Annotated in this window: 11 protein-coding genes; all 11 read right to left on the bottom strand. The window is 42.2% G+C overall.

Annotation, left to right across the window (positions count from 1 at the left end):
* Positions 1–71: 71 nt before the first annotated feature.
* A complete protein-coding gene (locus E4T82_RS07805) occupies positions 72–989 on the bottom strand; it encodes a carbohydrate ABC transporter permease (RefSeq protein ID WP_135182285.1) in 918 nt (305 codons plus the stop codon).
* A 9-nt stretch (positions 990–998) separates the two neighbouring features.
* Positions 999–1,925: an ABC transporter permease gene (locus E4T82_RS07800; RefSeq protein ID WP_135182284.1), complete on the bottom strand. Its 927-nt coding sequence runs from the start codon at positions 1,923–1,925 to the stop codon at positions 999–1,001.
* A 144-nt stretch (positions 1,926–2,069) separates the two neighbouring features.
* Complete coding sequence (locus tag E4T82_RS07795; RefSeq protein WP_135182283.1) at positions 2,070–2,930, bottom strand: ROK family protein; 861 nt, start codon at positions 2,928–2,930, stop codon at positions 2,070–2,072.
* A gap of 522 nt (positions 2,931–3,452) precedes the next feature.
* Positions 3,453–6,986, bottom strand: a complete 3,534-nt coding sequence (gene smc / locus E4T82_RS07790) for a chromosome segregation protein SMC (protein ID WP_135182282.1) — start codon at positions 6,984–6,986, stop codon at positions 3,453–3,455.
* 2 nt (positions 6,987–6,988) lie between these two features.
* Positions 6,989–7,675 (bottom strand): ribonuclease III, encoded by a 687-nt coding sequence (rnc, locus tag E4T82_RS07785; RefSeq protein ID WP_135182281.1) that lies wholly within the window; start codon positions 7,673–7,675, stop codon positions 6,989–6,991.
* Positions 7,676–8,150: 475 nt separating this feature from the next.
* Positions 8,151–8,861, bottom strand: coding sequence for an ABC transporter ATP-binding protein (locus E4T82_RS07780; RefSeq protein WP_135182280.1), 711 nt, complete (start codon positions 8,859–8,861; stop codon positions 8,151–8,153).
* On the bottom strand, positions 8,861–9,625 hold the full coding sequence (locus E4T82_RS07775; RefSeq protein ID WP_135182279.1) for an ABC transporter ATP-binding protein: 765 nt from the start codon (positions 9,623–9,625) through the stop codon (positions 8,861–8,863). Before E4T82_RS07775 ends, E4T82_RS07780 begins: the two co-directional genes overlap by 1 nt.
* Positions 9,625–10,575: a branched-chain amino acid ABC transporter permease gene (locus E4T82_RS07770; protein ID WP_135182278.1), complete on the bottom strand. Its 951-nt coding sequence runs from the start codon at positions 10,573–10,575 to the stop codon at positions 9,625–9,627. Before E4T82_RS07770 ends, E4T82_RS07775 begins: the two co-directional genes overlap by 1 nt.
* A gap of 2 nt (positions 10,576–10,577) precedes the next feature.
* Positions 10,578–11,465, bottom strand: coding sequence for a branched-chain amino acid ABC transporter permease (locus E4T82_RS07765; RefSeq protein WP_135182277.1), 888 nt, complete (start codon positions 11,463–11,465; stop codon positions 10,578–10,580).
* A 174-nt stretch (positions 11,466–11,639) separates the two neighbouring features.
* Positions 11,640–12,815: an ABC transporter substrate-binding protein gene (locus E4T82_RS07760; protein WP_135182276.1), complete on the bottom strand. Its 1,176-nt coding sequence runs from the start codon at positions 12,813–12,815 to the stop codon at positions 11,640–11,642.
* 87 nt (positions 12,816–12,902) lie between these two features.
* Positions 12,903–13,175, bottom strand: coding sequence for a YlbG family protein (locus E4T82_RS07755; protein ID WP_135182275.1), 273 nt, complete (start codon positions 13,173–13,175; stop codon positions 12,903–12,905).
* Positions 13,176–13,373 lie beyond the last annotated feature (198 nt).

Here is a 13,373-nt window from a genome sequence, read left to right as displayed (position 1 = left end):
TTGACTAATCTCTCCTCCCTCTACTATTTAAACGATAAGCGAGCATCCACTTTGTTCCTCAGTGATAAAGTCTATTCTTTCACACCTCCTATTGTTAATCCTTTTACAAAATAACGTTGGAAGAATGGATAGAAACAAGCAATTGGTAAGGTCGAAACCACGACAATTGCCATCCGTGTTGCTTCTCGGGGAATACTTCCTGCTACCGCTGAAATCTGTGCTCCTGCTCCTACATTCGTTGACATGTATTCAATATTTGATTGGATTTTCATCAAAAGGTATTGTAAGGGAACCAGATTATCACTCTGAATATAGAGCAAGGCATTGTACCAATCATTCCAAAAAGCGAGGGCTGTAAAGAGACTGATGGTCGCAATTCCTGGCAAAGTCAAGGGCAAGCAAATCTGAAAAAATATCCGTAGCTCACTAGCGCCATCCATCCTAGCTGATTCGAGAATCGATTCAGAAATCGTCTTTTTAAAGAAAGAACGCATGACCATGATATTAAATGGACTTAATAGCATGGGTAAAATCAACGCTGCAACCGTATCTTTTAAATTCAGAAAACTTGTCATGACAATATATACTGGGATTACCCCGGCACTAAATAACATGGTCACTAGAGCCATCATGGTGAAAAAGCGGCGGTATTTAAAACTCGTTCTAGAAATCGCATACGCATATAGGGTTGTAAACAATACATTTAACGTTGTTCCAACCACTGTAATAAAAACAGTAATAAAAAGTGATTGTAAAATTTTATCTTTTAATTGAAATAAATATTCATAGCCTGCAAAACTCCATTTTTCAGGAAATAAAGAGTAGCCGTTAAAGGCCAAGGCCGTCTCGTCGGTCAGTGAGATCACAATAACAAAGATAAAGGGTAAAATGCAGGACAGAGCAAATATTCCAAGTAATAGACTGAATATCGCATCCGTTTTTTTATCGAAGGAATGAACCTTAATCGATTCGATTTTTTTCTTTTTCATATGAAACCTCTAAAATAAAGCGGATTCTTTATCAATTCTACGAGCAAGCAAATTAGTCGCTACTACTAAAATACATCCCACAACGGATTGATACAAACCAGCTGCTGCTGCCATTCCGATATCCCCAGTCCCTGAAATACCATTATAAACATAGGTATCTAAGACTTGGGTCACATGATAAAGAGTACCAGAGTTTTTAGGAATTTGATAAAAAAGACCAAAGTCTGCTCGGAAAATATTTCCCACTGCCAAGATGGTGAGAACCGCAATCAACGGAGCCAATTGAGGAAGAGTGACATAGCGAATCTTCTGCCATTTACTCGCCCCGTCTACCGCAGCTGCCTCATAAAACGTTGGGTCAATCCCCATGATACTAGCATAATAGATAATACTGTTATAGCCTAGACCTTTCCAGATACCTAAAAAGATTAGAATAAACGGCCAATAAAATGGTTCATTGTACCAATTAATTGCCTCCATTCCCATTCCAGTTAACAGATGATTCAATAGCCCCTTGTCTGGACTTAAGAAAGCATAGACAAAAAAACTGATAATAACCCATGATAAAAAATAGGGAAATAGAGTTGTTGTTTGATAAATCTTGACCAACTTGGTAGATCGCAGCTCACTAAAAATAATCGCAATGCCAACTGCAAAAATAAGGCCTATAAAAATAAAAGCTAGATTATAAAGTAGAGTATTCCGAGTAATCACATAAGCATCTGATGATTGGAATAGAAATTTAAAATTATCTAATCCAACCCACTTACTATTTAAAATACTATCTATAAAACCATTCCCTGAAATACGGTAATCTTGAAAAGCGACCACATTTCCAAAGACTGGAATATAGAAAAAGAGGATAAACCAGCAAGCACCTGGTAGAATCATGAACAAAAATACAGCATTTTTTTTCAAATCTTTCAGAAACTTCATCTACTCCCCTCCTTTCTCTTCTCTACTTACTAATATAACAATTTGCCGTCTTCCTGTGAATAATCAGGCTATAGTTAAAATTCTACAAATTATAGATAAGAATTTCCAGATAAGACCTAATTCATATAGGGGTTCATATTCTCTTTATTGAAAGCTGTTCATATAGGCCCCCATCAAATTTGCATCTTGATAGTAGGTACAGGCTGCTATTTTAGGACGGACAGGAAAACCTTCATAGTTTTCTGTCATCTCTTCTAGACGTTTGATAATACGGTCTATCCACTCTTTATTTTGACTGATTCCACCACCAATATAAATGATTTCCGGATCCAAAACATAGTATAGATTCATCAAACCTAGTGCCATATTATGAATCATCCGCTCAATTGCGGCTACACAGATCTCATCTCCTTTTTGAGCTTCTTCAAAGATATGACGACCATTCCATCGAAAATCTAACCGAGGAGAATGCTTCTCTACATAGCGGACAAGGCTACCTGTCGAAGCAATCTGTGACCAGTTTTGAACAGGTTCTTCCAATCCGTCTATCACCATACAACCAAACTCTCCTGCATAGGCTTTTGGTCCTCGCATGAGACGACGATTCAAAATAACAGCTCCACCGATTCCTGTGCCACATACCACACAAAGAAAGTTGGAGGTTTGCTGGTCTACAGCCAATTGACTGAGCCCGACACAATTTGCATCGTTCTCGATAAAAATAGGAAGTTGGTATTCTTCTAATAACTGATACCAAGATACACCATGGATGTATGGTACGGCACTGATTCCTTCAATAAAACCTGTTTGTGGATTTACAGCGCCTGGAAAGCTAATGGAAATGGCCTGAGCAGGTGCTTGCTGAATACACTCCTTCATCCAGCCTAATAACGCATCTAACGAATCTGGGGTCGGACGCTCACTCTTATTTCTTAGGATTTTATCCTGACCAATAAGGGCGCTCTTCACGCCTGTCCCGCCAATATCAAAACATCTAACAGCCATCGGCCACTCCTCCTATTCTATCTATCGATTATCTTCAATGCTATCTCTAGTTTAAAAAATTTCGATGGCAAATCCCATACACAAATTAAATCCCTTTTTACACAAATCAAGCCTCCTCTATTCCATTCTCTACAGTTATAATCATTTAGATTAAATTTAGTATCTTTTGATATTTCCCTTAAATAGTGCGGACGGGAGCAACCTCCTCTGGAGTTTCATCCCTCATTTTTGAGCCAAGGGTCTCAAAAATCCCGTCCTAGACACGAACAACAGTATTGTCTAGAATACCACTATATCGGGAAATATCTTTTAAATGCTCGCTTGGATCGCGTCTTATTTTATAGGTAACTACTTATTCATACATACTGTTTATAGACTAAAGTAGTATACCTCACGACTGAGTAGATAGGCTTGAACACAATCTAAAAAGTAGCAACAGTTCCTGCGCTACTTTTTATGTTTCTATTTCAATTACCAAAGGAGAAAGCCAGCTCCTTTCTTAGGACAATGAGAGCAGGTTCATTACTCACTTTCAATCTCTTTCAACTTCACAGAGACAATCTTTGATACGCCTGATTCTTGCATAGTCACCCCATACATGGCATCTGCTGCTGCCATTGTCCCCTTACGGTGGGTAACAACAATAAATTGGCTGGACTTATCAAATCGATTGAGGTAATCCCCAAAACGCTTGACATTGGCCTCATCAAGCGCAGCTTCAACCTCATCCAAGATAACAAAAGGAATGGTTTTCACGCGGATAATCGAAAAGAGAAGGGCAAGGGCTGACAAGGCCTTTTCTCCACCAGACATCAGATTCAGAGACTGGATTTTCTTGCCAGGTGGCTGAACGGAAATCTCTACACCTGCTGTCAGAATATCCGGGCTAGTCAAGATTAAATCTGCTGAGCCGCCACCAAACATTTGCTTAAAGGTCCGCTTAAAGCTCTCGCGAATCGCTTCAAAAGTCTGTTTAAAGCGTTCTTTGACCTCGTCATCCATTTCATGAATGGTATCGAGCAGGAGATTACGAGCTGATAAAATATCCTCACGCTGTTCATTTAAGAAGCTCAAGCGCTGATGGATTTCTTCATACTGATCAATAGCTTCTAGGTTGACAGGACCTAGGGCACGAATCGCACGCTCCAAGTCTTTGAGGGTCTGCTCTGCACGAGTCAAATCCTCTAGGACTTCCGCCTTGGTCTGCGCTTCTTCAAAACTCATTTTATAATGCTCTGTCAGATTAGCCAGCAAGGTCTTGAGACGACCAGCTTCTTGCTCATAATCTGCCTCGAGCTTGGCTTGCTTGCGAATCAACTCGTCATTTTTCAAGCGCATTTGCTCTAACCGTGACTGAATATCCTCGAATTGTCCCTCGATATCTTCAAGTTCTAACTTGAGACGAATGAGAAGTTGATCAGTCTCAGTCTGCTTGTTTTTAGCTGCCTGCAATTGCTCTTCTAAGACCTCTAAGCTCGTATCATCTTGAGCTTCTGCTTTCTGGTCAATAACAGCCTGCAAAAGCTCCATTTCATGCACAATATTTGCTTCTTCTTCTTGCAGTCGAGTGATGTCTGTCTGCTCAAAGCGTACTTCACTGGTCCGCTCGCTTTGAGTGACTTTCAGGCTTGATAGACTTTCTTGCAAGGTCTGCACCTGCTCTTGAATCGCATGGCGATTGGTCTTCATCTCCTCAATCTGCTCTGTTAACTTAACCTTTTTCTCACTAAAAGCAGCTAACTGTTCCTGATAATGACCAGCCAAATCCTGCAAGTCAGATAAGATGCTCTTATCTGACTGTCCCACTTGCACATCATACAGGGTCTGTAATTCTGCAAGCTTGTCGGCTAGCTGTTCATAAGAGAAGCGAATCCGCTGCTCAACAAGGCGCGCCTCCTCACCAGATTCTTTGATTTCTTCCAGAGATTGACGAATGACCTCCGCCTCTTCTTTTTTCCTAGCTACTAGGTGTTCTTGTTCCTGCAATTCCTTGCTTAAAACTGCTATTTCTTCTGCTAGCAGGTCTAATTCTGGCTTAACAAAGGTCGTATTGTTGGTACGATTGCTTCCTCCTGCAAAAGCTCCGCCTGGGCGAATTTCGGTGCCGTCTAGGGTTACTAGACGCACTTGGAATTTGGTTGCTCGCGCCGCCTGATTGGCATGCTCTACCGTATCAAAAACAGCAATCGTTCCTAGTAGATTTTGGAAAATCGATTCCAAGCGGGCGTCAAAGGTCACCAAATCACTTGCTAAGCCTAAGAAACCAGTCGCAGCCTGCAATTGACTCAACTGATGACCAGCCAAATGACGCGGTTTAATCGTCGTAAGGGGCAAAAAGGTAGCCCGTCCCTGACGCTGTTGTTTCAAGAAGGCAATAGCTGCTTTAGCAGTTGCTTCATCTTCCACAATAATATGCTGGCTAGCCCCTCCGAGTGCAATCTCTAGAGCGGTCTGATACTGCATATCAAATGTGACATTTGCGCTGACGGCTCCTACAATCCCACCGATTCGATCAGCCTGTTGTAAGACAGCCTTGACACCAGCATAGAAATTTGAATGATTCTGTAAAATTGCTTCTAAACTAGCCTGACGCGCTTTTTTAGTCTTGACTTGATCCAAAAGATCAAACATTTTGGATTGACTAGCCTGATAGTCCTTGTCCAAGTCAACTAGAACTTTTTGCTTGTCCTGATAATCCTGTAGCAATTCCTGCACTCGTGCTTCCGCTTCCGCTAAGGTTTCCTGAAGTTGAGCCAAGGCTGCTTGACTGCTTTCTTTTTCAGATTGCAAGCGGACCAACTCCTCAGACTGGCTTTCAGAAAGACGATGCTGATTGGCAATATCTTGCTCTACTTTAGCAAGACTATTCGACACTTCCGCCTCATCTTGTAGCAATGTGACATACTGCTCTCTGAGGTGATCCAAGACCTGATCTGGATTTTCTGAAAAGTAGCTCAATTCCTGCTCTTTGTCGGTAATAGCCGTTTTAATTGTTGCTAATTCTTCCTGCAACTGGGCCAGATGAGTGATTTTCTCAGCCAGTAGTTCTCGTGTTTTCACACGTTTTTCGTCCAAATCGAGCAACCGAGCCTGCGCTTCTTGGCGACTGGTTTCGTTCTGACTGGACTCCAATTGATGCACTTCAATCTTGCGCTCTAAATCGCTGATGAGTTTGGTCACATCGAGTAAAACAGCCTGTTCATGCTCTAACTTGATACTCAACTGCTGGCGTTGCTGTTTCAAAGCTTGATTTTCAAGTTCAAACCGATCGCGTTGCTCATAATACTGGACCAAGTCAGCCTTCACTTGATTTAAATCCGCCTCTTTTTGCTGAATGCTCTTGTGTCCTCTGGTAATCTGAGCTACCAAGACATTCAGATATAAGTCTTTTCGTTCTTCGTCTAGTGTCAAATATTTCTGAGCAACCTGGGCTTGTTTTTCAAGCGGTTTGACTTGGTTGTCTAACTCATAAATAATATCTTCCAGACGATCTAAATTATCCTGAGCCTGTGATAATTTGCTATCTGTTTCTTTCTTACGAGTTTTGTATTTTAGGACACCTGCGGCCTCTTCAAAAATCGCACGGCGTTCCTCTGGCTTGGAGTTAAAAATCGCCTCAACCCGACCTTGGGAAATAATCGAAAAGGAATCTCGACCGAGACCTGTATCCATAAACAAATCATGAATATCTCGTAAGCGAACCTTTTGACCGTCAATCAGATACTCGCTATCTCCTGAGCGGTAAATATGGCGCTCGACCTTGATTTCTTTCTGACGACCTGTAATGAAACCTGTACTATTGTCCAAGGTAACGATAACAGAGGCATAATTGAGCGCCTTGCGACTTTCAGTCCCAGCAAAAATGACGTCGGGCATTTTCCCACCACGGAGACTTTTGGCAGACGATTCACCCAAGGCCCAACGGAGACTTTCGGTGATATTGGACTTGCCTGAACCATTTGGACCAACAACTGCCGTTACCCCTCGGTCAAAGACAACCTTTGTTTTATCTGCAAAGGACTTGAAGCCCTGCATTTCAATTGATTTGAGATACATACCTACCCTCTTGCCTCCACTGCATTCTTCGCAGCAGCTTGTTCAGCTTGCTTTTTGGAGCGTCCTTGACCTCTGCCTATAGGTTGACCATTTACCAATACTTCAACCTCAAATATTTTATCGTGGGCTGGACCGTCTTCTGCTACAACCTGGTATTGAATCATCACTTCACCATTCACCTGCAATAGTTCCTGCAAACGTGTCTTGTAATCTGTCACACGTTCAAAGTTTCCGACTTCAAGTTGCGGAATCATGACTTGGTAGAGAAAAGCTTCAACCGCCTCTACTCCCTTATCTAGGAGAAGTGCACCTAAAAAGGCTTCAAATAAATCCCCTAAGATCGTATCGCGATTGCGCCCGCCAGATTTTTCTTCCCCCTTACCGAGACGAAGAAAGGCTTCAAAACCACAAGTACGCGTAAACCCTGCCAAACTCTCCTCTCGAACGAACATTGAGCGCATCTTGGACATTTCCCCTTCGGGAAACTGAGGATACTTCTGATACAAATAGCGGGAAATAATCAGTTGCAGAACAGCGTCTCCTAAAAATTCCAATCGCTCATTATGTGAAATTTTTAGAAGGCGATGCTCATTGGCATAAGATGTGTGCGTAAAAGCTGTCTCAAGTAAGGCCAGATCGGAAAAATCAATCCCAAACTCAGCAACCAATTTCTTTTGTAATTCTTGCATAATTGCTCCTTTTTGTCTATCTTCCTTATTATACCATATTCCCAGCTATTTTCAGTAAAACAAAGGGTAGTCATATCTTTGCTTTTCTCCTATACTATTCTATTCGTAAAAAACTGCTTTTTTCAAAAATACATTAAAAATTTCTAAGGAGATACGGGGATAAGCCATAACAAAAAAACTAGCTGGCGCTAGTTCTCATATCCAGCCTAACCCCCTAGCCCAGACAAGATGAAAACCGCTTACCAGCGGTTCTTATTTCCAACCTGAAAACGTCCACCGGACCTAGACTAGGGGAGGAGTTGTTACCTCAACTTTCTATTTCCAACTTAAAAAGGTCCACTGGATCTAGGTAAGCAGAGGATTTGTTCCCACAAATCCTTATTTCCAACTTAAAACGAGGCGACTGGACCAAACAAAGAAAACTAGCTTACGCTAGTTCTCATTTCCGGACCTAAAACAACCCGTCAGGGTTGTTTTAGCCACCTAGATATGCTTTTTTGACTTCTTCTGAGGCGAGGAGTTCTTTTCCTGTTCCTGAGAGGACGATTTTGCCTGTTTCAAGGACGTAGCCTCGGTCTGCGATGGAGAGGGCTTTGTTGGCATTTTGTTCGATCAAGAGAACGGTTGTGCCTTGTTTTTGGATATCTTGAATGATATCAAAAATTTCTTGGATAAAGATTGGTGCTAATCCCATCGACGGTTCATCAAGGAGTAGCAATTTGGGTTGGCTCATGAGTGCACGTCCCATAGCAAGCATCTGCTGTTCACCACCTGAAAGAGTTGCGGCATCTTGGTTTTTCCGTTCCTCCAAACGTGGGAAACGGGCAAAAATCTTTTTCAGATTCGCTTGATTTTCCTCACGATTGTTGCGCAAGAATGCACCCATTTCCAAGTTTTCCATAACGGTCAAGCCTGCAAAGACATGGCGACCTTCTGGTACTTGAGATAAGCCATCTGCTACGATTTTACGGGCTGGAACACGCTGGATTTCGTTCCCTAAGAAGCTGATTTTTCCAGAAGAGGAACGTACCAAGCCTGAAATTGTCCGCAAGATAGACGTTTTTCCTGCACCATTTGCCCCAATCAAGGTGACAACTTCTCCTTCATTGACTTCAAAGGATACATTTTTCACCGCTTCGATGACACCGTAATGGACGGATAAGTCTTCTACTTTTAACATTGACATTAGGCCTCACCTCCAAGATATGCTTCAATGACGCGTTTGTTGGTCTTGATTTCCTCAGGTGTCCCATGGGCAATCAGGCGACCGTATTCCAAAACATAGATACGCTCTGTGACTTCCATGACTAGACTCATATCATGCTCAATCAGCATAATCGTAATATTGAATTCATTTTTAATTTTGCGGATCAACTGCGTCAATTCCGCTGTTTCCTGTGGATTCATCCCCGCAGCTGGCTCATCAAGAAAGAGAATGTTTGGCTCCGTCGCTAAAGCACGAACGATTTCCAGACGGCGTTGTTGTCCGTAGGGGAGATTTTTAGCCAACGTTTCTGCATCCTTGTCCAAATCAAAGATTTTCAAGAGGTCAATCGCCTTTTCACGCAACGCAATCTCGTTCTTGTAAAAGACTGGCAGGCGGAAGAAACTTGCAAAAACATGATTTTTCCCGTGATTGCTCAAACCAATCAATACATTTTCCAAGACGGTCATATCTTTGAACAAACGGATATTTTGGAAGGTGCGCCCCAATCCAAGAGTGGCAATTTTAGACGGAGCCTTTCCGTTTAAAAGAGTTCCTGCCAAGGTAATCGTTCCCTCACTTGGCTCATAGACACCGGTCAAGAGATTAAAGAGGGTCGTCTTTCCTGCACCATTTGGCCCAATCAAACCGACCAATTCACCTTCGTGCAACTCCATGGTCACATCGCCAACGGCAGTCAGACCACCGAAGTTTTTGGTTAATTTTTTTACATCAAGAAGTGCCATTAGTTCGCTTCCTCCTTCTTCTTGAAGAATCGAGCAAAGGATAATTCCTTCGTTCCCAAAAGACCACCTGGACGGAAAATCATGAGCAAGATAAGGGCCAGTGAGTAGATAATCATGCTAACACTTGCATAGCTCTTGAGGTAAACGTTTAAGACACCTAGGACAATCGCTGCTACAAAGGTACCTGTGATTGAGCCAAGCCCACCCAATACGATGATAATCAAAATGTTCACAGAGGTCATAAAGGAAAAGTCTTTCGGCACAATCGTTCCGACATAGCCTGCATGAAGTCCACCTGCAATCGCTGCGGTCATCGCACCAAAGACAAAGGCAATCACTTTCATCTTGGTTGGATTAACCCCAACAGATTCTGCTGCAATTTCGTCTTCACGGACAGAAATAACTGTCCGTCCCATAGGACTACGTAGGAAGTTCACAGTAAAAATCGTTGTAATCACCACAAAAGCATAGACCAATTGCCAGTTGCTGAAAAGAGGAATCCCCATAACCCCAGCTGCACCGTTGGTTAATTTGCCACCATTGATAATAAAGATACGGATGATTTCAGCCACACCAAGCGTTGCAATGGCGAGATAGTCTCCTTTTAAACGGAGCGTTGGAAGACCGACCAAGAGGGCAAACCCACCTGCGAGCACCATTCCCACAAGAAGCGACACTGCAAATCCGCCATAGCTTGGCATCATTTTTCCAAGGACGCCGACAGAATAGGCACCAATTGCCATAAATCCTGCGTGGCCCAGCGAGAATTGACCCGAAAAACCGACAATCAAGTTCAAGCCGACAGCCATGATAATGTTAATACCGATTTGTTGAACAATCTGAATATAGTAGAAATTCAAGACACCTACTGCAACAAGGCCTTGAATCACTCCAAAACCTGCTAGTAAGACAAGGAGCCAGATTGCATTTACTTTTAGATTTCTTGCCATGACTAGACCTTCTCTTTCACGTTTTTACCAAGAATACCACTTGGTCTTACCAATAAAATGATAATCAAAACAATATACACAATCGCATCGCGGAAGGTATCAAGACCAATCACATAAGTAAAGGTTTCGATAACCCCAATGACAAAGCCACCTAGCGCTGCACCAGGAATGATTCCGATTCCACCTAGAACTGCCGCAACAAAGGCCTTAAGCCCTGGTGTCATCCCCATGAGCGGCTCGATTTGGTTGTAGTATAAGCCGAGCAGGACGCCCGCAGCACCTGCCAAGGCTGATCCAAGGGCAAAGGTAAAGCTGATCGTACGATTGACGTTGATTCCCATTAGTTGTGCGGCATCGCTATCAACAGACACTGCACGCATGGCTTTCCCCATTTTGGTTTTCCTAACAATAAGCTGCAAGGCCATCATGAGAAAGAGAGAAACCCCTAAGATAATCAATTGAATACTATCAACTGCAACAGGACCCAAGGTAAATTTTGCAACGTTTAAAACTTGAGGGAAGGGCTTGACATCTGCCGTAAAGAAATAAACCATGATGTATTCAAGGAAGAAGGAAACACCGATTGCCGTAATCAAGGCTGCAATACGGGTCGAATTTCGAAGAGGTCGATAGGCCAAAAACTCAATCACAACCCCTAAAATGGCTGTCCCAATCATGGTCAAAATTAAAGTCACAAAGAGGCGTAGACCACCGTCTGCAATAAAGGTTAATCGATTTAAAAGGTAATATCCCATGAAGGCTCCCATCATGTAGAGATCTCCGTGGGCAAAGTTAATCAGTTTGATAATTCCATATACCATTGTGTACCCTAAGGCTAGCAAGGCATAAACAGAGCCTAAAATCAAACCATTGACAAGCTGCTGAAGCATGCGTTCACCGATCTTTCTAAAAAATTGATTTTAGTCTTTTTTGTATCATAAAGTTACAAATACCAGACTAAATTTTTGCTTGTCCATACACGGCAACGGAGTCTGGGACCCAAGTCCTAGACTCCTTGCTGTTATAGACATCGCATGATACAAACATTCTTTTAAAAGAATGGATTATTTGTCAGTAAGAGATACTGTGTCAACAGCATCTGCCTTACCGTCTTTCAAGCTAACCACATAAACAGACTTCACAACGTTATGGTCTTTGTCAACAGACATAGTACCTGTCACACCGTCAAAGTCTTTCAAAGCAGCCAATTTGTCTTTCATTTCTACAGAGTTTTTAGAACCTTTTGACGCTTCTGCTGCCATGTAAACTGAGTCGTAAGCTAGGGCTGAGAACATTGAAGGCTCTTCACCGTATTCTTTTGTGTAAGCATCGTGGAAGGCTTTTGCACGGTCACTAGCTGACGGAACAAAGGCAGATAGATAGTAGACTTTATTGGCTGCGGAAGCTGTTGCCAATTCTGCAAACAATGGTGAGTCAAAACCGTCAGAACCAAGGATTGGTTTGTCGATACCAAGACCACGTGCTTGTTTTACGATTGTGCCTGTTTCATTGTAGTAACCTGGCATGATGATGGCATCAAAGTCAAGTCCTTTTAATTTTGCAAGGGCAGCTTGGAAATCTTTATCTCCTGAAGCAAATGTAATGGTTGATACAATCTCACCCTTGTAGGCATTTTGGAAAGACTCCGCAATCCCTTTACCGTAGTCTGAAGAGTTGTCATAGTAGAGCACTACTTTCTTGGCATTCAAGGTTTTGGTTGCATAGTCTGCCATGATTTCACCTTGGTATCCGTCTGTAAAAGTTGTACGGAAGAAGAAATCTTGTACTTTCCCTTCGCTGTTGACAACAAGGTCTGTCTGGGTCCCTGAAGGAGTGATCATTGGTACACCTGCTGATGTAACATTTGCGATAGACGCACCTGATGCCCCTGATGTCGCAGGACCGATGATGACGTTTACGCCCTCACTTGCAAGGCTGGTCGCAACTGTTGCTGCTTCAGCTGTCTCTGATTTGTTGTCTTTGGCAACCACTTCGATTTTCTTACCGTCAACACCACCTGCTGCGTTGATTTCTTTCACCGCAAGGTCTGCACCATTTTTCTCAGTTTGACCATAAGAAGAAACAGCACCTGACAATTCCAAGTTGTAACCAATTTTGACTGTATCGCCTAATGCGGTCCCAGTAGCAGATGAATTTGTGCTTGATACGTTTCCACAAGCTGCAAGAAGCGCTGCAGAAGCAAAACTAACCAAGGCTAATTTGAATGTATTTGTTTTCATAAAAACTCCTTAAAACTTTCATCATTTTTGCGATGTATCTAATATACTGAATTATCAGAAAATTGTCAACAAAAAAGAAAAATAATTTTAAATACTATTTTTCTCTTCTTGACGCCATAAACTCCCGACAAAATCAGTGTCCAATTCCTTTAAGTAGGACAGGATGACCTTCTTGACAAACTTTTCCTTTTTTAAGTTTGTCATCACGCTATCCGCATTTTCCTGATTGACATAGAGCAATAAGTAACGCAACCTACGAGAATGGTAAATGATGTCTCCGTATTGATTTAATTTTCTCGCATCACGGTTGTAATGCAGATAAACTGCTAAACTCACTCGTTCTTGTTTTTCAAATGCCATACTATTCCTCTTTCATTTCTTCTATTTCCTATTATATCAGAAAACAAGGTATTTGATACAGGAAATATCGCTCCCGAGTTTATCACTTAAAAACAAGCAAAGACCAGCTCCCTCCTTGTGTGCCAAGGGATTTGGCTGGTCTTTAAATTTATTTTAGTGTTGTATATGGATTTTTAGCGTAATGTTTGAGCTCTTCAA

The sequence above is a fragment of the Streptococcus cuniculi genome (assembly GCF_004570575.1).
In the GTDB taxonomy this organism is placed as follows: Bacteria; Bacillota; Bacilli; order Lactobacillales; family Streptococcaceae; genus Streptococcus; species Streptococcus cuniculi_A.
Note: the sequence above shows the minus strand (reverse complement) of the source record. Positions and strands in the feature narration are given on the sequence as shown.

What these genes read in the sequence shown, in the direction of transcription:
- E4T82_RS07780 (WP_135182280.1), bottom strand. Translation starts at nt 8,861, where the DNA reads ATGTCAATGTTAAAAGTAGAAGACTTATCCGTCCATTACGGTGTCATC.
- E4T82_RS07775 (WP_135182279.1), bottom strand. Translation starts at nt 9,625, where the DNA reads ATGGCACTTCTTGATGTAAAAAAATTAACCAAAAACTTCGGTGGTCTG.
- E4T82_RS07760 (WP_135182276.1), bottom strand. Translation starts at nt 12,815, where the DNA reads ATGAAAACAAATACATTCAAATTAGCCTTGGTTAGTTTTGCTTCTGCA.
- rnc (WP_135182281.1), bottom strand. Translation starts at nt 7,675, where the DNA reads ATGCAAGAATTACAAAAGAAATTGGTTGCTGAGTTTGGGATTGATTTT.
- E4T82_RS07765 (WP_135182277.1), bottom strand. Translation starts at nt 11,465, where the DNA reads ATGCTTCAGCAGCTTGTCAATGGTTTGATTTTAGGCTCTGTTTATGCC.
- E4T82_RS07795 (WP_135182283.1), bottom strand. Translation starts at nt 2,930, where the DNA reads ATGGCTGTTAGATGTTTTGATATTGGCGGGACAGGCGTGAAGAGCGCC.
- E4T82_RS07800 (WP_135182284.1), bottom strand. Translation starts at nt 1,925, where the DNA reads ATGAAGTTTCTGAAAGATTTGAAAAAAAATGCTGTATTTTTGTTCATG.
- smc (WP_135182282.1), bottom strand. Translation starts at nt 6,986, where the DNA reads ATGTATCTCAAATCAATTGAAATGCAGGGCTTCAAGTCCTTTGCAGAT.
- E4T82_RS07805 (WP_135182285.1), bottom strand. Translation starts at nt 989, where the DNA reads ATGAAAAAGAAAAAAATCGAATCGATTAAGGTTCATTCCTTCGATAAA.
- E4T82_RS07755 (WP_135182275.1), bottom strand. Translation starts at nt 13,175, where the DNA reads ATGGCATTTGAAAAACAAGAACGAGTGAGTTTAGCAGTTTATCTGCAT.
- E4T82_RS07770 (WP_135182278.1), bottom strand. Translation starts at nt 10,575, where the DNA reads ATGGCAAGAAATCTAAAAGTAAATGCAATCTGGCTCCTTGTCTTACTA.